This is a genomic window from Pectobacterium aroidearum, assembly GCF_015689195.1.
GTDB classification, from domain to species: domain Bacteria; phylum Pseudomonadota; class Gammaproteobacteria; order Enterobacterales; family Enterobacteriaceae; genus Pectobacterium; species Pectobacterium aroidearum.
Window position 1 is genome coordinate 4,293,558 of record NZ_CP065044.1, and the last position, 20,145, is coordinate 4,313,702.

The following is a 20,145-nucleotide window of genomic DNA, read 5'->3' on the forward strand; positions in this document are numbered from 1 at the left end:
CCTTAAATTCGTTCAGTTCAGATGATTACGCGCAATTACGCTTCAACAATTGCCAGAATGTCGCTTTCAGACATGATCAACACTTCTTCGTTATCGATCTTCTCTGCCTTCACGCCATAGCCATCATTGAAAATAACGATGTCGCCAACTTTCACGTCCAGCGGCTTCACTTCGCCATTTTCCAGGATACGTCCGTGACCTACGGCCAGAACTTCACCGCGGGTAGATTTACCAGCAGCGGAACCAGTCAGTACGATACCGCCAGCAGATTTTGACTCGACTTCTTTGCGCTTGACGATCACGCGGTCATGCAATGGACGAATATTCATTGATAGCTCTCCTTTGAGAAAGTCCATATCGGTTTAGGATAAACGCCGACGATGTCTTGCTTATGCTTTTCATCATTGGCCTTGTGGTGTTCTAAGTGGGGGCGTTTCGTCGCCCTTCAAGGGAGAAAATTCATTTTTTTTGCGTTAGGTGCCCACTCGTCGCAGGTAGCAGATAAAAAATAAGGATTATCAATATGATAATCCTTAGCTGCTTTTTAGTTCACCTTAACGTTAACGGTCGTCACGATCGTCGCGATGTTCAATATTTGCGCTCCCGCCATCCTTACGCTGGTATTCCCCTTCAAAGGTGTTACCACCAGAAGACGACGACGCGCCGGAGCCAGAACGCCAGATATGCAGATGAGGCATCAGTTTGAGGGTCAGGCTTTTCTGTACCGGTGGCAGCAGCAGCAAAAGGCCCAAAAAGTCGGTCAGGAAACCCGGAATCAGGAGTAAGAAACCAGCCAGCACCAGCGACACACTTTTAACCATTTCAGCAGCCGGGCTTTCACCCGCCGCCATTTTCTGCTGCATCTGCACCAGCGTTTTCATCCCCTGATTGCGCACCAGCGACACGCCCACGCAAGACGTGAAGACCACCAGCAGCAGGGTCATGGCGACGCCCAACACTTCAGCCACCTGAATAAACAGCGATATCTCGATGTAAGCTAAAAGAAAAATCAGTAATAACGGTAACCAGCGCACCCGGTTCTCCTGTGTGTTTTTACGCGTACTGTGTTAAGCAGAACGAGTGTGAATAAGAACGTGTTAAGCCGTCGCGATTGAAAAATCAGTACGCTCTACTACCAATGAACTTTACGACCAATGGATAAAGTAAAAGGCACGCCTGCTCTGCGATTCGGCACATCGTGATTACGTAAATGGAGGCGTCTTTGCACATTTTCAAGCCGTCACCCCTCGATTATTGTTCTAAAATAATGACTCGTGACTACAATCACAGTTCATTTACCGTAACGGTAGAGAACGCCAGTATAGTGATCTAAACACCTGTTTTTCACTGTCGTAACGACATATCCTCACGGCAATGGATATATGGTTGGTCAAACATCCCAAGGCTATTGCTGAGAGAAGACGGTTTATCCGTAGTCGCATTGTTTTCTAAAGTCAGGCGTTTTACAAAGTCAGGCGTTTTCCGAAGTAAGCCATCCGAAAAACCAGCCCACAACGTCTAGTCACATCACTAGTCGCACAACAGGATAGGAATTTTCATGTCAGAAAACATCCGTATTGAAGAAGACCTGTTAGGCACCCGAGAAGTTCCCGCAGACGCGTATTATGGCGTTCACACGCTGCGTGCCATCGAAAACTTCTACATCAGTAACAATAAAATCAGCGACATACCCGAGTTCGTACGCGGCATGGTCATGGTGAAAAAAGCCGCGGCATTGGCGAACAGAGAGCTGCAAACTATCCCGAAAAAAATCGCCGACGTCATCATCCGTGCCTGTGATGAAGTGCTGAATAACGGAAAATGCATGGATCAGTTTCCGGTCGATGTTTATCAGGGGGGCGCTGGCACGTCGGTCAATATGAATACCAACGAAGTATTAGCCAATATTGGTCTGGAGCTGATGGGCCACCAGAAAGGCGAATACCAGTATCTGAACCCCAACGATCATCTGAATAAATGCCAGTCCACGAATGATGCCTACCCCACCGGATTTCGTATCGCGGTCTATGCCTCCGTACTGAAGCTGACGGAAGCGATCGCGAAACTGAGCGATGGCTTCGAGCGCAAAGCCAAAGAGTTTGAAGACGTTCTGAAGATGGGGCGGACCCAATTGCAGGACGCAGTGCCGATGACGCTCGGCCAGGAGTTTCATGCGTTTAACGTGCTGTTGCAGGAAGAAATCAAAAACCTGCTGCGCACGGCGGAGCTGCTGCTTGAAGTCAATCTGGGGGCTACCGCAATCGGTACGCGTCTGAATACGCCAGATGGCTATCAGCAACTGGCGGTGCAGCGTCTGGCGGAAGTCAGCGGTCTGGCGTGTGTGCCAGCAGAAGATTTGATCGAAGCGACGTCAGACTGCGGCGCCTATGTCATGGTGCACAGCTCGCTGAAGCGTCTGGCCGTGAAGCTGTCGAAGATCTGTAATGACCTGCGTCTGCTCTCTTCCGGCCCCCGTGCCGGTCTGAATGAAATCAACCTGCCAGAGCTACAGGCAGGTTCCTCGATCATGCCAGCCAAGGTGAATCCGGTCGTGCCGGAAGTCGTCAATCAGGTGTGCTTCAAGGTCATCGGTAACGACACCTGCGTCACGATGGCATCAGAGGCCGGGCAATTGCAGTTAAACGTGATGGAGCCGGTTATCGGTCAGGCCATGTTTGAATCGACCCACATCCTGACTAATGCCTGTTACAACCTGCTGGAGAAATGCGTCAACGGCATCACGGCGAATAAGAGCGTCTGCGAAGCCTATGTCTTCAACTCCATCGGGATTGTGACGTACCTGAATCCGTTCATCGGCCACCATAACGGCGACATCGTCGGCAGGATCTGTGCAGAAACGGGAAAAAGCGTACGCGAAGTTGTACTGGAACGCGGCCTGCTGACCGAAGCCGAGCTGGATGACATCTTCTCCATCCAGAACCTGATGCACCCGGCGTACAAAGCTAAACGCTACACCGATGAAAACGAGCTTCCTTAACACCGACATTTAATTCCAACAGGCACGTCCGTTCACGAAGAACAGCGTGCCTTTATTTTTTGCTGCATACAGCCATAAGAATAAGTTATGTACTCTAAATAATTCGAGTTGCATGAAGGCGGCAACCGCATGAATCCCCAGGAGCTTACACAAGTAAGTGACTGGGGTGAGTAAGGGCAGCCAACGCACAAGCAGCTTGAAGTATGACGAGTAGATTGAATTTTTTTATTAATTAAGGAGCATAGTCATGCTTGGTCTTGAGTTATTCATCGTTCTGCTCGCCATCTATTTGGGGGCACGACTAGGAGGCATCGGCATTGGTTTCGCTGGTGGCCTAGGGGTGCTTGTACTTACGCTAGGGTTCCAGATAAAGCCCGGCGCAATCCCTTTTGATGTGATTGAAATTATTATGGCCGTTATCGCCGCCATCGCCGCCATGCAGGTGGCGGGCGGAATGGATTATCTGGTCAGTCTGGCGGAGAAACTGCTGCGTAAGCACCCGAAATACGTAACCTTTCTCGCCCCGCTGGTCACCTACTTCATGACGATTCTGGCCGGAACCGGACACACCGCGTTTTCCACCCTACCCGTTATCGCCGAAGTCGCCAAAGAGCAGGGGATTCGCCCTTCTCGTCCGCTTTCGATTGCCGTTGTCGCCTCGCAAATCGCGATTACCGCGTCGCCAATCTCAGCGGCGGTGGTGTTTGTTGCCGGTATTCTTGAACCACACGGGGTTAGCTATCTATTGCTGCTGGGGATCTGCATTCCTACCACGCTGGCGGCCATCCTGTTGACGGCGATAGTGACCAATTTCCTGGGTAAAGAACTGAAAGATGACCCTATTTATCAGGAACGTCTGAAAAAAGGTGAAACTACGCTGCGTGGTAATAGCCAACATGAGATCAAACCGGGTGCCAAGCTTTCTGTGGTACTGTTTTTGATTGGTATCGTCGCGGTCGTTCTGTATGCCACGGCAATCAGCGGCACGGTTGGGCTGATTCAGAACCCGGTATTGCCGCGTAACGAAGCCATTGTGGTCTTTATGCTGACCATCGCCACGCTGATTTGCATCACCTGCAAAATCGACACCGCACGCATCCTCTCTGCCAGCACGTTTAAGTCCGGCATGAGCGCCTGTATCTGCGTGATGGGCGTGGCGTGGCTGGGCGATACCTTTGTTAAAGCGCACATTTCTGATATTCAGGACACCGCAGGCGCGCTGCTGCAAAGCTACCCGTGGATGCTGGCCGTCGTGCTGTTCTTCGCCGCGACGCTGCTTTACTCGCAGGCGGCAACGGCGAAAGCGCTGATGCCTGCGGCGCTGCTGCTGGGCGTCTCTCCGGTCACGGCCGTGGCGTCTTTTGCTGCCGTTTCCGCACTGTTCGTTCTGCCGACCTACCCCACTCTGCTGGCAGCGGTGGAGATGGACGACACAGGCTCAACGCGCATCGGCAAATTTGTGTTTAACCACTCCTTCCTGATTCCCGGCGTGATCGCGATTACGCTGTCAGTGATATTTGGCTTTATCCTCGGCAGCATACTGATCTAAAGATTGCCTTTCAGACAGACCCTCACGGATCGACCTAACACGTCGATCCGCATCATTTCCTCACACAAATAAAGCAAGGTATAGTGTGGCTCTGGTTGTCTGGGATTTGTTCATCTGACACGGAGGATATGATGTCTGACCGCCCGCTTTGCGATGCCGTCGTCATATTATGTACCGCACCTGACGAGGTCTGTGCGCAACAGCTTGCCCATTCGCTGCTGGAAACGCGGCTTGCCGCCTGCGTCACTCTGCTGCCAGGCGCTTGTTCGCTCTATTACTGGGAAGGCAAGCTCGAACAGCAATCAGAAGTACAAATGCTGATAAAAAGCGATACCTCACATCAGCAAGCCCTGCTGACTCATCTGAAACAACAACACCCTTACGATACGCCGGAGCTGTTAGTTCTGCCGGTATCCGGGGGCGATAGCGATTATCTGACATGGCTCAACGCATCTTTACGCTGATTTTCCTGTTATGGACGGCTTTCGGTACACCGAATGTGGCCGCCTCTTCTTTCGGCCAGAAACTGTTTGGCAACAGCACGACATCGCGCTTTCTGCCAGTCGATAGTGCTTTCGCCTTTGAGTTTCAGCAGCAAAACAATCAGCTCAACTTACGTTGGGATATCCACCCTGATTACTACCTGTACCGCGCACAGATCAAGATCGAAGGGAATGGCACTACACTCGGCAAGGTAGAGCTGCCGCCGGGCGAAAGCCATAACGACGAGTTCTTCGGTCAGGTCTTTATTCTGCGGGATCGGCTAGCGCTAGCGGTTCCCATTGAACAGGCCGAGAGCGGTGCGACCGTCAAAGTAACCTATCAAGGCTGCGCCGATGCGGGTTTCTGCTACCCACCGGAAACGCGCACCGTTCCTCTCAGTCAGGTGCTGGCTAACGCTGGCACAGACACATCGAATACCGCATCAGCCCAGACGCCACCGCCGCAGACCACGCCAATGCCATTCTCGCCGTGGTGGGCGCTGTTGATTGGTATCGGCGTCGCCTTTACCCCTTGCGTCCTGCCGATGTACCCGCTGATTGCCAGTCTGGTGCTGGGCAGAAAAGAGCAGTTGACGCCACGCCGCACGCTACTGCTGTCGATGACCTATGTTCAGGGGATGGCGCTGACCTACACGCTGCTCGGGCTGGTTGTCGCCGCGGCCGGATTGCGCTTTCAGGCCGCGCTCCAGCATCCTTATATTTTGATTGGCCTGTCGGTGATGTTTGCCGCGCTGGCGCTCTCTATGTTTGGCCTATATACGCTCCAGCTCCCGTCATCGGTACAAACTCGGCTGACGGAGTGGAGCAACCGTCAGCAAGGCGGCTCCGTTACGGGTGTATTCTGCATGGGCGCGTTGGCCGGGCTGATTTGTTCGCCCTGCACTACCGCCCCGCTCAGCGCCATCCTGCTTTACATCGCCCAGAGCGGCAACATGCTGGCAGGCGGAGGCACACTTTACCTCTACGCGCTGGGCATGGGCTTGCCGCTCATTCTGGTCACGCTGTTCGGCAACAAACTGCTGCCACGTAGCGGCCCGTGGATGCAGTACGTTAAGGAAGCATTTGGCTTTATTATTCTGGCGCTGCCCGTCTTCCTGTTGGAACGTATTCTCGGCGAAGTCTGGGAAATGCGGCTGTGGAGCGCGCTGGGTATCGCCTTCTTCGGCTGGGCGCTTATGCTGACGCTGCGCAGCGGCAAAGGCTGGATGCGTGGCGTGCAGTTACTGCTGCTGGCAGGCGTGGTGATCAGCGCCAAACCGCTGCAAGACTGGGTATTTCCTCCGGCTGGCGTGGCACAAGTCCACACCTCAGCACTGAACTTTGCTCCTGTCGCCAATATTGCCGATCTCAACAGCGCGCTGGCAAAGAGCGCTCAGCCTGTTATGCTCGATCTTTACGCTGACTGGTGCGTGGCCTGCAAAGAGTTTGAGAAATACACGTTCAGCGACCCGGCGGTGCAGAACCATCTGTCGCGCATCACACTGCTACAGGCGGACGTCACCGCGAACCGCGAAGAACAAAACGCGCTGCTGAAAAAGCTACAGGTTTTAGGGCTGCCGACCATCGTATTTTTTGACGCTCAGGGGAAAGAGATCCCCGGCTCACGCGTCACCGGTTTTATGAACGCTGAACAATTTCAGGCACATTTGCAGAAGTTCAGCCCATAAACGACACTTTCAATTCGCTTGTTGTGCTTCTGGAGGAGACCTAATGCAACGGGAAGACGTTCTTGAACATGCGCTTACTCTGCTGGAGCAGCACGGATTCGCGATGACGACGCTGGATATGCTGGCGGAGAGACTGGGGGTTCCGGTAGAAGAACTGACACCATTCTGGCCGGATCGCGAGGCGCTGCTGTACGACGGCCTGCGCCACCATAGTCAACAGGTTGATACCTGGCGGCGTCAGCTACTATTGGACGACGAGAAAACCATTGAGCAGAAGCTGCTGGCACGTTATCAGGTGCTGCATGAGTCGGTGAACAAACAGCGCTATCCGGGTTGCTTATTTATTGCCGCATGCAGCTTTTTCCCTGATATCAATCACCCCATCCACCAGATTGCGGAACAGCAGAAGCTAGCCTCTTACCAGTACACCCGCGATTTACTGGAAGAGCTGGAAACTGACGATCCCGAAATGGTGGCACAGCAGATGGAATTGATTCTGGAAGGCTGCCTGAGCAACCTGCTGGTCAAGCATCAGGCCGCCAGCATCGCCACCGCCCAGCGGCTGGCAGAGGATGTCTTACGCTTTGCGCTGTGCCGCAAAAACGGCGCACTCACCTGATTTCAGGCACAAAATGCGGTAAAGCCCGCATTTTGGCTGAAAAGTCGGCAGTCAGTAGGGTTTTCCATGCTTTCATTGATAAACCCGTTGACGCCACGCGGCCAATACGGTTTAATGCGCCCCGTTGCCCGGATAGCTCAGTCGGTAGAGCAGAGGATTGAAAATCCTCGTGTCCTTGGTTCGATTCCGAGTCCGGGCACCATATTTTTGTTTTGGGACGTTCCTATACGTCCGGGAACATAGCAAAATCAGTAAGTTGATGAAAATCTGGAGTACCTCGAGGTACTACCAGATTTTTTGACATCCGTAGTTTTTGGGGGCTTAATTGGGGGCCTGTCGGTTCGATAAACTACGGAGCCCCCACCATGCCTCTGACTGATACCGCCATCCGCAACGCCAAGCCGCTCGATAAACCTTACAAACTCAGCGACGCGCAGGGTCTGTACCTGCTGATTAAACCTAACGGTTCCAAGCTCTGGCATCTTAAATACCGCTTCGGCGGCAAGGAGAAGAAGCTGGCGTTTGGCGCTTACCCGACTGTCTCGCTTGCCAGTGCCCGTAAACTGCGTGAAGAAGCCCGAACTATTCTCAGCGCAGGGGACGATCCCGGCGTAAAAAAACAGCACGACAAACAGGCGAAGAAAAACGGCAATACCTTTGAAACCATCGCTCGTCAATGGGTGACCGCGAACATTCGCTGGAGTGAGGCTCACGCCGCCAAAGTCCTGCGTTCACTGGAACTGCACGTTTTCCCGCTCATCGGCAATGTCCTTGTCACCGACCTGAAAACCGCCAACCTGCTGATCCCGCTGCGGGTAGCGGAGAAAAAGGGTTGTCTGGAAACGGCTGCACGGATACAGCAACGCACGACAGTCATCATGCGTTACGCCGTACAGGAAGGACTGATTGCCAGCAATCCGGCCAATGACCTCTGCGGCGCAATCACCCCGCCGCCGAAAAACCACTACCCTGCCCTACCGCTGGAAAAGTTGCCGGAACTGCTGGAAAGAATAGAAGGCTATTCAGGCAGACTACTAACAAGGTTAGCGGTACAGCTTAATTTGCTGATCTTTATCCGCTCCAGTGAATTGCGTTTTGCCCGTTGGGTAGAGATCGATCTGGATAACGCCATGTGGACACTTCCCGCACAGCGGGAGCCCATAGCTGGCGTGCGCCACTCAGAGCGTGGCGCAAAAATGAAAACGCCGCATCTTGTGCCGCTGTCAAAACAGGCGGTAACGGTGCTGAAACAGCTAAAACTGTTGTCCGGCAACGGGGATTTACTTTTCCCCGGCGATCACGATGCCCGTAAGCCAATGAGTGAGAACACCATCAACAAGGCGCTGCGCACGATGGGTTATGACACACAGGTGGATATCTGCGGACATGGCTTCCGCACGATAGCGTGTAGTGCGTTGATCGAATCAGGTCGCTGGTCAAAAGATGCTGTGGAGCGGCAGATGAGCCATCAGGAGCGCAATCACGTTCGTGCCGCCTATATTCACAAAGCGGAACACCTCGACGAACGGACTCAGATGATGCAATGGTGGTCAGATTATCTCAATGCCTGCCAGCATCAATTCATCCCGGCTTATCGCTTTGAGAAGTCGATTAAGGTTGCCTGAGCCAGACTGATGCACCAATGGAAATAGAATAAGCCGCTGCAAAATATTACTTTGTAACGGCTTATATAATTTTTTTAAAATTATTTTTTCTCTAACCCTTTAATTTTATGAATGATGTTTTTAACATCGCCATGTTTTGTATTTGAAGGAAGATTGTTTTTTAACAATGTTCTGTTTGCTGCTGTCTCGCGGTAGCCATGCTTGCTTAAAAGATCATTTAATTCATAGTCTTGATCTTTGTTTACAAAGTCCCAGTCTGATTTAGACATTCTTTCTCCTTTTAAAATATTAATAATGTCAGAGTAATCAATTAATGGGCCATTAACACAACAAATGACTCATACTGTATATAGATGAAGATCTGAATAATTCAAGTATTACAGAACGTTTCTTTCGACATGGCAGAAACCATACTAACGTACTGGGCGTGTTTTTATGGCTTTTCAATTCCTGTGCCATTCAGGAATTGAAAAGTGACGTGAGGCGAGTAAATGCCATTTCGCAGAAATGGCTAATTTTCGTCGCCCGAACCCACCAGCGAGCGTTTCCCCCAAGGGAAACCGAGCAGGCGGGGGGGAGCCGAATAAATTTTGCCGCCCCAGCGAGCAAAAAGACGCGCCCACGCGTCGGTTTATTTGGGGGGCTAGCCCCGCACACCGTCGCCGCTAAGCCTCCGGCCACAAGCCGGTAGCGTGGCGCGACCAACCCATTTAAAGCCGCGTTTCCCGTTATTTCGCACCGAGCTTGCGAGAAAGAGAAATAACAGGCTAAAACGCGCGTCTTAAAGGGGTTGGTCGCGCGTAGCGTGCGACGGTGTGCCGCCGTTGACCTTGGGGGTTTTGGCGTGGCGTCCAGCCGCGACATTACCCCCATGCGACAGGGAATAAGGGCGTCCAGCCCGCATGAACTGGCGCACGCCGTTTTGTGCTGGGAAATGTATTTTCCGGCACATTGCTGCATTGCTGCCACCGCATTCGCCTCATGCGCTCGCCACATATACTTGCCCCATACCATGGGGCGAAGTCACGGGGTGAGAGCATGGGGCGAACAACAAAAGTAAACTGTCGCGCTTCGCTTGCCTTCTCCCGAACCGTTACCGATCTAGTTCGATAACGGTTCGGGAGATCCTGTTTTACTTTAATGATCTTCTGATTTGCGGTAACGGGAAGGCCAGATTTCCGCAGGTGAAACCCCCAGCGCTTCCGCAATCAGCTTTTCCCCTTTCGGCCAGTGTTTTGTTAACGCGTTTGCCAGCGTGGAAGACGCTAACCCCGCGTCTCGGGAAACGGCCGCCAATGTTGTTCCCTTCTTTCTTAACCCGGCGATGATATCTGCCGGGTGCCAATCCTTATCAATCATCTCCATGATCCTTATTTTGTGGCCTCACATTAAACATCATTTGTTCAGATAGTCTAAACAACTACGATGTTAAGTAATGCTAAACACTAAGTCAATGTATGATCATTGATGGTGTAATGGATGCTGCCTACTCGTCTCAAAGCCGCCCGACTACGGGCTAATCTAACTCAGGAAAAATTGGGAGTTCTTGCTGGCATTGAAGAAGAAACTGCACGTTCCCGCGTGTCTCAGTATGAAGGTGAGATACATCGTCCAACATTTGAAATGATGTGCGCATTTGCAAAGGTACTTAATGTGCCGGAATGCTACTTTTACACCGTTAACGATGATTTTGCTGAGATGGTTCTGGAGCTTTACCTTAAACATCAGAGTCATTCTTAACTAATGCAAATAAATCCCCTCCTCTATTGTTCAGGAAGTCTAAGCAACCTACGTGTAAAGTAGTGCTAAACATGCTATCAATATCCTTATTGATGATGCCATCATGTTGCCTATTCGCCTTAAAACGGCTCGTTTACAAGCCAATCTCACTCAAGAAAAGCTAGGCGTACTGGCTGGCATTGAAGAAGCCACTGCACGATCACGCATATCCCAATATGAAAGTGGTATACATCGCCCAACATTTGAGATGATGTGCGCGTTTGCTAAAGTGCTTAATGTGCCAGAGTGTTATTTTTATACGGTTGATGATGATTTTGCTGAAATAATTTTAAAATTACATAATGGTGAAATGGTTCAATGGAAAAAATAAATTAATCTATATAATGATTTTGAAAGTAAATTATATGACAAATGGTAGTTTTGGCTACCACTGGAAAGAGCAATTTTGCGGCTGTAGAAACTGTGCGATATTGGCCTTATCTGCCCTGGTGAACACCGATGTGTCTTACGACAGATACCCGCCCAGCCCACCAAAATTCAATAGCTATGCTGGATTTTCAGTATAAAAAAGCGCAGGTGTGTCATATGCCACCAGTAAAGATTAGGAAGATCAATCCCATCACCTGATTTTTCAGGTTCAGGTAATACCTAGCAACAGCCAGCAGAAAAAAAAGAACTTAATGAAAAATACATGAATGTTATTTTTTGAGGTATATCTCTATATCGATTTTTCTTGACTTGAAAAGCCACATTATTGGTGCTAGATTCGAACTGTCCTAAGTAGTTTAGCATATTATATCTGCTGATTGAGTGGCAACAGTGCCGTGAACTGGGCTTATTTTTAATAATTAGTTTATATCATCCCATCAGCAGTTATGCGCATGACATGAATCGAGAGAAACATCAATATGCAAAACTATTTTGGCGAAAATTAAAAAAATAATACGTAAATTCATATATTTTAAAACTTTTTAAGTTTTCATAAATTGAGGATAAATAAATGACAGAAACACAGTTACGCTTGATAACAGAAGATATAATACAGATATTACTAAAGAAAAATTCTGATTATGGCGGAGCAAGCTTTGATTTGGGTTTGAACGGTAATATGGTACATCTATGGGATAAGGTAAGGCGTTATCGAACCTTAGTTGAAAAACATAATAAAGGAGAGTCACCAAATTTTGAATCAATTGAAGATACCCTAAAGGACATTATTGGGTATGCAATTATTGGTCAAATCATTTTAACTGATGAAAAAAATGGAACAGAAGGAAGCCAAAATGAGTAACGTAAAAAACATTTTTATTAGCCATCATGGCAAAGATGATGAACATGTCCAAAGATTAAAAACTCGATTAAAAGATGAGGGGTATGATGTCAGAAATAGTTCCGTTGATAGCACAAAACACCAAGATGTCAGGCCATCTGATAAAGAAATAGCTAAAGACTTAAGTGACGGTATTAATTGGGCTGGAACTTTTATCTGTTTGGTTGGAGAACAAACTCATTCAAGGAGCTGGGTAAACTATGAGATTGAAGAAGCATATAAACAAGGGAAACCTATTGTTGGCATTTATATGCATGGCTGTGCCAACTCCGTAGAGTTACCTGAGAATCTTGAAAAATATGGTAACTACGTAATAGGATGGAATTCATTAGATAAATTAGGTGATGTTTTAGATGGAAAGCCGATACCTCGTGAAAATCCAGATGGTACATTAAAAACGCCAAAATTTGATGTTGTGAGGGTGAGTTGTAATTAGATGAAACACTTTACTTATAAAATTGACCATGATTTTGGTTTAGCTCCAAATCCTTTTTGGGGTTATTGTACTCTTGCTATCTGCAAATCAAGTATAAGAAGAAACAGAAATTTAAACATTGGTAGTTGGGTGTTTGGTACGGGTAGCGTAAAATTAAAAAATTTGCATAAGTTAATTTATGCTATGAGAGTAGATGAAACGTTAACTTTTAATGAATACTGGAATGATCCAAGATTTTCACATAAAAAACCTATTTTAAGTGGAAGCTTACCACAATTGTATGGTGATAATATGTACCACCAAGATCCAACTACCGAAATATGGATTCAGGAAGATTCAGCGCATTCACTTGCCAATGGTTTAGTTAATCAAAAACACCTTGACCGAGACATTAGTGGAAAAAACGTTTTAATATCTCAAAACTTTTATTATTTTGGTGATCATGCAGTTGACATACCTCAAAATCTAATTGAATCGACATGCACAAACAGTAGAGACAAGCAGTTTGTCGAAGAAGAACCAGCCATACAACTTCTATTATGGCTGGAACGAGAAGGTTATAATAAAAATTATCTTTATGGAAATCCTATAAGTTGGAAGCAACATGCTAAATAGATTTATCTGATATTATCTGATTTAAAATTGGATTAACAAAAACGACAGGGAGCTTATTTGTTTTGGAAAAAATCACTTTAGCCCAATCGTTAAAAAAATCGTCTCCAAAATCTTCCAGATATGATATTTCACCTAATCGTATTTTTTGCTCCCACTCACCTAATTTATTTACTTTTTCATCAAATCCTTCTAAAGAATTAAAACTTTTCGGATAGGAAAAATAATCATCAACTACATCGGGTATTGCAGCCAACCGCTCTACAAGTTCTCTATGAATATCATAATAATGAATATTATTAGCAATATGGTAATAAGAACCGACGTCTAACCCCAGAATCTTCGCGAAATATTCCTGCATGAACGTATAGTTAAAGATATTAACTGCACTAGCACCCCATATAAAATCATTCGAACGCATATATACGGTTAGATTCAATCTATTACTTTTGGGTTGCCTCATAAATTGTAACAATCTTGTGCAAGGAAGATCTTTTGTTTGCTTCATTCCTCCATCAATTTCGAAGCAATCTTTGGCAGGATCTCCAATTGTTATTATCCCTTGACGGGTATAAGGATCTTGCTTAAACTTCTCACTAATATAGTGAAATTGATCAACTTCTAACATTTGAAATTTAGTAATATCTTCACTTTCTCCTTTCTTATAATCTAAAGCATTTCCATTGAAACATCGAAATCGAGGACCATATCCTCCCCGCATAAATTTTCTATCATCAGAAAAATCTTCCATTCTATTTAAATAAAACTGAATTAACTCTAAATCGTTTCGTCCTAACGCTAACCATAATGATTCTGCATATGGGAGGAAAATATTCCAATTTCTGTCAGGAATTGTTATCCATCGAGAAAGTGGATTAGTAATTTTAATTACAATAGGTTCAGGAAGTTCCCAGCAAGTTTTCCCTCTAGTCGTTCGCTCAATTCCATGATCTAATAAAATCTTAGCCATACCGGTAAGGAAGCTATTTATTCCAGAAAACTCAACAGTAACCATAATCACGAACCTTATCGTTTAAATTCCATTTTGGGGGGAAGAAATAGGATATATTTGACAAGTTTTTTTTATATTTCTGTTTTATCCTTGTATTCCCTAAATTTAATTCTGGCATTTTAACTCTTAAGTATTTATCTGTTTCGCAAAAACAGTTTTGCAGATCAATAAGTTTAGGTTCTCTTCCTAATAAACTTTTAAAATTACTCTCTCCATAATACTCCCTGTAATATTCAATATTATCGTAAGTATATTTAATTAAATCCTCATTGCTATATCCTCCGTTATCAATAAAGCATTTTTTTATTCCCCGAATAGCGCCAATCCCTGCCCTGACAAAGCTATTTTCATCAAAATCAATGACATCACTATAGTTAAAATCAATAGCATACTGGTAAGCTAAAAAATCACCAATAAAAGGGCATCCTCTAAGAATTAAAAAAACTTCATTCATATTCTTTGATTTAATTATTCGGTTAAGAAGCTTTCCTTTTATAAATATTTCATCTATCATTCTTAACCATCGCTCATGTTTAGAAACATAGTGATTATACTCATTGTGACTTCCTGTCATAAGGTATGCAGAATTGAATATAGGAGTCACGGCTATTCTTTTAGCTAAAATTTTAGCTATATAGTCTACGTTGAAGTTAGAACAAGATATATTACCAAGATGATCCTCTAAATATTCCCACGTATCTATTCTATTAAAGACCTTAAAAATCAAAACCCTAAACAGCACATCTATCTCATCATATTTATGAGGTGTGTATATTACATTTCTTATCAAATACTGGCTCACTCTATCACACGACCGATATACATTAGTAAACTTATTCAAAGCTAATATATTATCATCTGTCCATGGAGAGCTTTCTTTATTAAATTTACGCCAAAAAACCTCCATTCTTTCATTCATAAAATGAAAATAATACTTAAATGCTTCATGCCTTACTTTCACCATTTCATATTCCTTAATGTTTTTTATTATAATAGTTCGAAAAAAAACATACTTGCAAAGTCAACCGTATACAAATCTGTTTTAATCATTCCAGATATTCCATCTGCCAATAATTTTGCTGCACCACCAGTAGCAGCCACTGGTAAAATTTTCGCATTTGGGTGAAAATTTTTAAAAATTTTAAATTCTTCCTCCGAACCATCCATTCCCCCAATGAAAACAGCAGCATCCAGATCTGTTCTCGAAAGCATAGTGTTTCTCATTTCAAGAAGGCTTTCTTCTCTATCATTATTAACAGCATCAACATAAACAACATTATCAAATTTTTTGTTTTCATTCGGAAACCAATCTTCAAAATATCGGCTTTGATAGAGGATAACTGATTGGGAATATTCAACCCCCATATCTTCACAGATATTCCAAATCATTGGTGTAATAGCGGGATGACCTCCCCACACTATCTTATGTTCTTTTATAACAGCTATGACTAATTCTCTAACCGCACATTGAATTAAAAAGGGGTTAGCTGTTTCATGGTATGTGCCACGATCCACTAAGGGAACACTAGCAGAAAGAAAAATTGCACTCATTATTCAAGCCTCCCAATCAGCAAATTGCCAAGCCGCTTCAAAAGACTTAACCCATCGTACACTATGTATTTCGCTTCCAAGCCACTCCAAATGCCCCAACCAACGAGAATGTAGCCCCACAGGATCGTATACAACTGCTACAGATTTTTTACTGGAATTAATTGATGCGTCATGAAGGGTTACAGAAGTAGGAACGCCCACAGTAGGATAAACAATGAGTTCTTTTTCTCCAGGAAGGCGGATAAAAATAGCTTTATGCGCACCAACACCTAAAACTTCTCCCTGAATTTGAGTAACCGCATTCCGTATGTTGCTAACAAGATTTAGGTTTCTTATAGCATGACTTTGACTTCTAACCATTTCTAACTGAACACATACTCTCTCAATAGCTTGCTGAGACAAAAATCCGGTGTTCTCATCAAATTCATTAGCGAGTAATTCAACTCTGCTTGCAGTTGCTGTTCTAGGGGAAGGCGTAGCATCTGGCCAACCCACACGTAATACAGCAATTCCTTTAGATAAGGCCCTTCCAAATTCCGCATTAGTCCATCTGCTCTCAAAATAAGTAGGCGTATCAAGCATGACTAACACATCGGAATCACATAAACGATGCCAAAGCATCGCCTGAAAATCTTCCCCTAAAGCAATATCATGAGTATCTAAGAAAACATCGAATAAACGAGCGGATAATGCATCAAATAATTGAAGTGCAACCTGTTTTGCTTCATCTCTCCGATAACTCACAAATACTCGCCGCTGTCGCGGTAAGAGTCCCACACATTCCAGCAGAGCTGTCGCCGTTCTTTCAGGGCCATGTACACTATATTCCAAGCAATTAATAGGCCTTAAAATATCAGGAATTTCTTCATGTACCTTTTTAATATCAGACACCACAGGAAGTATTGGTATACCTTTATGCAATAAATCAGAAACATTGGCAGATGATACATCTGGGGCACCAAAGAAAATAGCAGCGGCAGAGTTGGTCTGTTCAGGGATAAACTGCTCTGGGCAAACACTCCATGCAACCTCTTTCCCCAATTCGAGGCCAAACGGATGGAGTAAATCCTTCAAGGCTTTCTCCAAATCATACAAGACCGAATTTTCGATATATCCAAGCACTGCAAGCTCATAAAAACTAGACAATATTATTCCCCTAGACAATTATCTTGGTACCTACCGCTGGCTCCAAGTCTCATATTAATAGCATGTTAAAATAACAACCTAAGGTGGCTTGAATATCCATGATTCTATTTTGAGGAGTAGTAGCCTAATGTTATGTAATTTAAAGAAAAAATAAACCAAGCTACAAAACACAATTTCCCGCAACTAAACCGTGAGATAGTTCACATAAAATTCAAGACTAAGAAAAAATCCAATATATGATTTTTTCTCATTGGAATTGCAAGCATTTTTTATCCACGACACTTCAATAACAACATAATTTTACTAACTATTTAAATAACTACAGTTATAATAAACTTTTACTGCGATCACAAATCAGGAATAAACCCTTCTTCCCGCAGAACCCTAATCACCCCACGAATCAGATATGAGTTAGAAAACTTCGCCGTATAGGAACGAGCCCCCTCTTCTACTGGCTGGAGCAGTCCTCGGTCGATCAACTTACCAAGTTGATAAGTCACTTGAGCCGCTTTCAGCTCAGGTAAAGCGGTACGGAGATCACCCGCTTTTATCGTCCCTAGCTCGACAGCGCGTTTAAGAACTTTAGATTCCAACGGGTTTATTAGCCCTCTTTCAGATGAAAAGTCGATCGCCGGATACAGTATTTTTGTACTCAAAAAAGCATGGTTTGTCAGTTGATCGACTTTCTTCAACTCAGATGAAATTCCCGAAAGTACATATAAACACCATTCTTCTAAGCCCCGCTCTGTTCCCTTATCCGCTAACGAAAGCATGGCGTAATAACGCTCACGATCATTACAGAATACCGCTGTCGGATTAAGAACCCGGCCACCTGCCTGCACATTAAAACCATACTTGATCAATAACGCATAGGTCAGCAGTCTGACCGTTCTGCCATTGCCGTTGCCAAAGGGGTGTATCCAGCCGAAGCGGTGATGCACCAGCGCAATTTTCATCAGATCATATTTTGGTTTATCAGCACGGTTAATAAAGGCGGTCAGTTCTGACATATAGTCAGGAACATGGATATGATCCGGCGGTAAATGGTCAGACTGAGCGATGCTGACGTTATGTTGTCGATAAGCACCGGGCGTTCTGTCGCCTTCTTGTTGCAACCCGACAACCGCCAGACTATGTAGCTCGCGGATAAAATATTCCGTTATCTCATCACCATTATTTAGATGCTCGTCGATGAATTCCATCGCGGCTTCAATATTGTTGATTTCTTTGAGCTGCTCAGTCGAACTCTGTGTTCCTTCAACTTTGCTTTCCACATAGTCGGCAAGCGTGGTGTGGTTTCCCTCAATCCTCGCAGAGCCCAGACTCTCCAGCATGTGGAAAACGGCTTTCAACTGCGCAAACAGAATAGGGTGAACATCCGTCTCCAACCTCAGATGCCGAAGGATCTCCAGTTCCGTCAGTGCATCGACCAAAGGGGAGTCAAAACTGGGGTTCAGGAGCGAGAGTTCAAAGTGATTAAATTGAGCCATGATATGTAGTTATCTCAAATAGAGTATGAGAATATCTCAAAATAATAGCAAAAATACCAATATAATCCATATATTATAGATCACATCATTTATGATTATCTCAAAAACCACGAATCCTACATATCAAGTCTACATTTGAAAGATGTTCAATGCAGAGAGGAACAGGCCATTGCCAGCATGGAAGATGAAACCACGTTTTTAGCGCCGTTAACTGCTAAAACACCGATTCATCGTGACAACCATCACAAAAACAAAGCGATTTTTTATGGGGGCTTTCATGGGGGCGCAGCTTGACCGCTTTTCCAACAAAAACAATAATAAACAGCAAGTTAATCGTGAGTATGATTCCGAGTCCGGCACCACCTTTCCTTTTTTATGCCTCCTTATCAATCCCTATGTTGTTGCGATTCAATAAGTTGGCGTAAAAATCTTTTCCGATGCGTTTTGATTTATCCCTTCGTATCGGGGAATTTGTGGGTCAGATTGCGGGTCATTCAGTTCGATGAACGGGAGTGACCCTCATATGTTAACTGACAGCAAAGTCCGATCTGCGAAACCTCTCGCAAAATCTTATAAGCTCACTGATTCGCAAGGCCTGTACCTCACGGTATCACCCAGCGGCGCTAAGTTATGGTACTTCCGCTATCGCTTCGGCGGTAAAGAAAACCGTCTGGCCTTTGACCCCTACCCTCAAACCACGCTGGCAGAGGCCCGCGAAAAGCGCGATGCGGCACGTAAGCTATTGGCATCCGGCATCAGCCCTTCTCAGCTTCGTAAAGCGAACAACTCCGCCGTTGAGGAATCCCGCACCTTTCAGTATGTCGCTATGGCGTGGCACACCAGCAGCCTCAAGCTCTGGTCAGACGCGCACGCCGATAAAATTATCACCTGTCTGAAACGCTACGTTTTCCCCATGATTGGCGCGATGGATATCGCGCAGGTTGAAACCCGCCATCTTGCGCAGTTGGTTAAGGCGATTGACGGTAAAGGCGTGCATGACGTCGCCGGACGGGTACGACAGCATCTGACCAAAATCATGCGCCACGCCGTACAACAGGGCGTAATCAAATACAATCTGGCTTACGATTTGGACGGTGTCGTGACCCCGGTTGTGACCCAACATCACCCCGCTCTGCCGCTAAAACGCCTGCCTGAACTGCTGGCGAAGATTGACAGCTACAAAGGCCGGATGCTCACCCGTCTGGCGCTGGAGCTGAATCTGCATGTTTTTCTGCGCTCCAGTGAACTGAGGTTTGCCCGCTGGGATGAATTCAACCTCAAAGCGCATATCTGGAGCGTACCCGCCCAGCGCGAAGCGGTAAACGGCGTGCGGTTTTCAGAGCGTGGCGCGAAAATGAAGGATGAGCATCTGGTGCCGCTGTCACGGCAGGCAGTCGCCCTACTGAAACAGATTCAGGCGATTTCTGGCGAATCGGTCTTCGTTTTCCCGGGCGCGCATACCCTGAACAAGCCGATGAGTGAGAACACCATCAACAAGGCGCTGCGCGTGATTGGCTATGACACCAAAACCGAAATCTGTGGGCATGGTTTCAGAACCATGGCCTGTAGCGCCCTGAACGAGTCCGGACGCTGGTCAAAGGATGCCATTGAGCGGCAGATGAGCCACAAAGAGCGCAACGGCGTGCGGGCTGCTTACGTGCATAAAGCGGAGCATCTGGAAGCCAGAATCGAAATGATGCAGTGGTGGTCGGATTATCTGGACTTTAACCGCGACGGCTACGTCGCACCGTATATTTATGCGCGAAGTTATACGGCTGGCTAACGCGCTGCGCTTGTTTGCTCCTGACGGGCTTTCTATGTGATAGAAACCCCGTCAGGAGCGTTGTCTTAAAATCATTCGGGCATT

At 46.1% G+C, this 20,145-nt stretch carries 21 protein-coding genes and 1 tRNA gene; 13 read left to right on the forward strand and 9 right to left on the reverse strand.

Annotated elements, in window-relative coordinates; genetic code table 11:
* Positions 1-35 precede the first annotated feature (35 nt).
* On the reverse strand, positions 36-329 hold the full coding sequence (locus I2D83_RS19130; protein WP_005971295.1) for a co-chaperone GroES: 294 nt from the start codon (positions 327-329) through the stop codon (positions 36-38).
* Positions 330-560: 231 nt separating this feature from the next.
* Positions 561-1,034 (reverse strand): FxsA family protein, encoded by a 474-nt coding sequence (locus I2D83_RS19135; RefSeq protein ID WP_012773216.1) that lies wholly within the window; start codon positions 1,032-1,034, stop codon positions 561-563.
* Between the two features lie 524 nt (positions 1,035-1,558).
* On the opposite strand from I2D83_RS19135, the gene aspA reads away from it, so the two are divergent.
* The 7 genes from aspA (at position 1,559) to I2D83_RS19170 (ending at position 8,961) form a co-directional block, all read left to right on the forward strand.
* Positions 1,559-2,998: an aspartate ammonia-lyase gene (aspA, locus tag I2D83_RS19140; protein WP_181845104.1), complete on the forward strand. Its 1,440-nt coding sequence runs from the start codon at positions 1,559-1,561 to the stop codon at positions 2,996-2,998.
* A gap of 247 nt (positions 2,999-3,245) precedes the next feature.
* Positions 3,246-4,547 carry an anaerobic C4-dicarboxylate transporter gene (locus I2D83_RS19145; RefSeq protein WP_180777427.1) on the forward strand — a complete coding sequence of 434 codons (1,302 nt, stop codon included), beginning with the start codon at positions 3,246-3,248 and terminating at the stop codon, positions 4,545-4,547.
* 131 nt (positions 4,548-4,678) lie between these two features.
* Entirely contained in the window at positions 4,679-5,011 is a 333-nt protein-coding gene (cutA, locus tag I2D83_RS19150; protein ID WP_205948220.1) for a divalent cation tolerance protein CutA, read from the forward strand.
* Entirely contained in the window at positions 4,987-6,717 is a 1,731-nt protein-coding gene (locus I2D83_RS19155) for a protein-disulfide reductase DsbD (protein WP_205947111.1), read from the forward strand. The genes cutA and I2D83_RS19155 overlap by 25 nt, the downstream gene beginning before the upstream one ends.
* Before the next feature lie 43 nt (positions 6,718-6,760).
* Positions 6,761-7,336, forward strand: coding sequence for a transcriptional regulator (locus I2D83_RS19160; protein WP_119871152.1), 576 nt, complete (start codon positions 6,761-6,763; stop codon positions 7,334-7,336).
* Between the two features lie 126 nt (positions 7,337-7,462).
* A tRNA-Phe gene (locus I2D83_RS19165) sits at positions 7,463-7,538 on the forward strand.
* 163 nt (positions 7,539-7,701) lie between these two features.
* Positions 7,702-8,961, forward strand: coding sequence for a tyrosine-type recombinase/integrase (locus I2D83_RS19170; protein ID WP_039308925.1), 1,260 nt, complete (start codon positions 7,702-7,704; stop codon positions 8,959-8,961).
* 80 nt (positions 8,962-9,041) lie between these two features.
* Here I2D83_RS19170 and I2D83_RS19175 read toward each other — a convergent pair whose 3' ends face one another.
* Complete coding sequence (locus I2D83_RS19175) at positions 9,042-9,230, reverse strand: hypothetical protein (protein ID WP_009114544.1); 189 nt, start codon at positions 9,228-9,230, stop codon at positions 9,042-9,044.
* A gap of 868 nt (positions 9,231-10,098) precedes the next feature.
* Positions 10,099-10,320 carry a helix-turn-helix domain-containing protein gene (locus I2D83_RS19180; protein WP_205947112.1) on the reverse strand — a complete coding sequence of 74 codons (222 nt, stop codon included), beginning with the start codon at positions 10,318-10,320 and terminating at the stop codon, positions 10,099-10,101.
* Between the two features lie 120 nt (positions 10,321-10,440).
* Here I2D83_RS19180 and I2D83_RS19185 point away from each other — a divergent pair, with 120 nt between their 5' ends.
* The 5 genes from I2D83_RS19185 (at position 10,441) to I2D83_RS19205 (ending at position 13,082) form a co-directional block, all read left to right on the forward strand.
* Complete coding sequence (locus tag I2D83_RS19185) at positions 10,441-10,701, forward strand: helix-turn-helix domain-containing protein (RefSeq protein ID WP_205947113.1); 261 nt, start codon at positions 10,441-10,443, stop codon at positions 10,699-10,701.
* 103 nt (positions 10,702-10,804) lie between these two features.
* Entirely contained in the window at positions 10,805-11,071 is a 267-nt protein-coding gene (locus I2D83_RS19190; protein WP_012883608.1) for a helix-turn-helix domain-containing protein, read from the forward strand.
* A gap of 630 nt (positions 11,072-11,701) precedes the next feature.
* Entirely contained in the window at positions 11,702-11,992 is a 291-nt protein-coding gene (locus tag I2D83_RS19195) for a nucleotide modification associated domain-containing protein (protein WP_205947114.1), read from the forward strand.
* Positions 11,985-12,467 (forward strand): TIR domain-containing protein, encoded by a 483-nt coding sequence (locus I2D83_RS19200; RefSeq protein WP_205947115.1) that lies wholly within the window; start codon positions 11,985-11,987, stop codon positions 12,465-12,467. The genes I2D83_RS19195 and I2D83_RS19200 overlap by 8 nt, the downstream gene beginning before the upstream one ends.
* On the forward strand, positions 12,468-13,082 hold the full coding sequence (locus I2D83_RS19205; RefSeq protein ID WP_205947116.1) for an Nmad2 family putative nucleotide modification protein: 615 nt from the start codon (positions 12,468-12,470) through the stop codon (positions 13,080-13,082).
* On the opposite strand, the gene I2D83_RS19210 is transcribed toward I2D83_RS19205, so the two are convergent.
* From I2D83_RS19210 to I2D83_RS19230, 5 genes are all read right to left on the reverse strand, one after another.
* Positions 13,075-14,094, reverse strand: coding sequence for a thymidylate synthase (locus tag I2D83_RS19210; RefSeq protein ID WP_205947117.1), 1,020 nt, complete (start codon positions 14,092-14,094; stop codon positions 13,075-13,077). The two genes, I2D83_RS19205 and I2D83_RS19210, sit on opposite strands and share 8 nt — an antisense overlap.
* A complete protein-coding gene (locus I2D83_RS19215) occupies positions 14,081-15,055 on the reverse strand; it encodes a nucleotide kinase domain-containing protein (protein ID WP_205947118.1) in 975 nt (324 codons plus the stop codon). Before I2D83_RS19215 ends, I2D83_RS19210 begins: the two co-directional genes overlap by 14 nt.
* A gap of 23 nt (positions 15,056-15,078) precedes the next feature.
* Positions 15,079-15,642, reverse strand: coding sequence for an SLOG domain-containing protein (locus I2D83_RS19220; RefSeq protein WP_205947119.1), 564 nt, complete (start codon positions 15,640-15,642; stop codon positions 15,079-15,081).
* A gap of 3 nt (positions 15,643-15,645) precedes the next feature.
* Positions 15,646-16,788, reverse strand: coding sequence for a toll/interleukin-1 receptor domain-containing protein (locus tag I2D83_RS19225; RefSeq protein ID WP_205947120.1), 1,143 nt, complete (start codon positions 16,786-16,788; stop codon positions 15,646-15,648).
* A gap of 347 nt (positions 16,789-17,135) precedes the next feature.
* Positions 17,136-18,278, reverse strand: coding sequence for a Fic family protein (locus tag I2D83_RS19230; RefSeq protein WP_205947121.1), 1,143 nt, complete (start codon positions 18,276-18,278; stop codon positions 17,136-17,138).
* 523 nt (positions 18,279-18,801) lie between these two features.
* On the opposite strand from I2D83_RS19230, the gene I2D83_RS19235 reads away from it, so the two are divergent.
* The gene (locus I2D83_RS19235; RefSeq protein ID WP_205947122.1) at positions 18,802-20,061 is read left to right on the forward strand and encodes a tyrosine-type recombinase/integrase; all 1,260 of its coding nucleotides are present in this window, start codon (positions 18,802-18,804) and stop codon (positions 20,059-20,061) included.
* Positions 20,062-20,145 lie beyond the last annotated feature (84 nt).

Bases quoted from the DNA above. Each gene is read 5' to 3' on its own strand.
- cutA (WP_205948220.1), top strand. From the start codon at position 4,679: ATGTCTGACCGCCCGCTTTGCGATGCCGTCGTCATATTATGTACCGCA.
- I2D83_RS19160 (WP_119871152.1), top strand. From the start codon at position 6,761: ATGCAACGGGAAGACGTTCTTGAACATGCGCTTACTCTGCTGGAGCAG.
- I2D83_RS19180 (WP_205947112.1), bottom strand. From the start codon at position 10,320: ATGATTGATAAGGATTGGCACCCGGCAGATATCATCGCCGGGTTAAGA.
- I2D83_RS19175 (WP_009114544.1), bottom strand. From the start codon at position 9,230: ATGTCTAAATCAGACTGGGACTTTGTAAACAAAGATCAAGACTATGAA.
- I2D83_RS19215 (WP_205947118.1), bottom strand. From the start codon at position 15,055: ATGGTGAAAGTAAGGCATGAAGCATTTAAGTATTATTTTCATTTTATG.
- I2D83_RS19190 (WP_012883608.1), top strand. From the start codon at position 10,805: ATGTTGCCTATTCGCCTTAAAACGGCTCGTTTACAAGCCAATCTCACT.
- I2D83_RS19230 (WP_205947121.1), bottom strand. From the start codon at position 18,278: ATGGCTCAATTTAATCACTTTGAACTCTCGCTCCTGAACCCCAGTTTT.
- I2D83_RS19130 (WP_005971295.1), bottom strand. From the start codon at position 329: ATGAATATTCGTCCATTGCATGACCGCGTGATCGTCAAGCGCAAAGAA.
- I2D83_RS19195 (WP_205947114.1), top strand. From the start codon at position 11,702: ATGACAGAAACACAGTTACGCTTGATAACAGAAGATATAATACAGATA.
- I2D83_RS19170 (WP_039308925.1), top strand. From the start codon at position 7,702: ATGCCTCTGACTGATACCGCCATCCGCAACGCCAAGCCGCTCGATAAA.
- I2D83_RS19205 (WP_205947116.1), top strand. From the start codon at position 12,468: ATGAAACACTTTACTTATAAAATTGACCATGATTTTGGTTTAGCTCCA.
- I2D83_RS19185 (WP_205947113.1), top strand. From the start codon at position 10,441: ATGCTGCCTACTCGTCTCAAAGCCGCCCGACTACGGGCTAATCTAACT.
- aspA (WP_181845104.1), top strand. From the start codon at position 1,559: ATGTCAGAAAACATCCGTATTGAAGAAGACCTGTTAGGCACCCGAGAA.
- I2D83_RS19155 (WP_205947111.1), top strand. From the start codon at position 4,987: ATGGCTCAACGCATCTTTACGCTGATTTTCCTGTTATGGACGGCTTTC.
- I2D83_RS19220 (WP_205947119.1), bottom strand. From the start codon at position 15,642: ATGAGTGCAATTTTTCTTTCTGCTAGTGTTCCCTTAGTGGATCGTGGC.
- I2D83_RS19210 (WP_205947117.1), bottom strand. From the start codon at position 14,094: ATGGTTACTGTTGAGTTTTCTGGAATAAATAGCTTCCTTACCGGTATG.
- I2D83_RS19235 (WP_205947122.1), top strand. From the start codon at position 18,802: ATGTTAACTGACAGCAAAGTCCGATCTGCGAAACCTCTCGCAAAATCT.
- I2D83_RS19200 (WP_205947115.1), top strand. From the start codon at position 11,985: ATGAGTAACGTAAAAAACATTTTTATTAGCCATCATGGCAAAGATGAT.
- I2D83_RS19145 (WP_180777427.1), top strand. From the start codon at position 3,246: ATGCTTGGTCTTGAGTTATTCATCGTTCTGCTCGCCATCTATTTGGGG.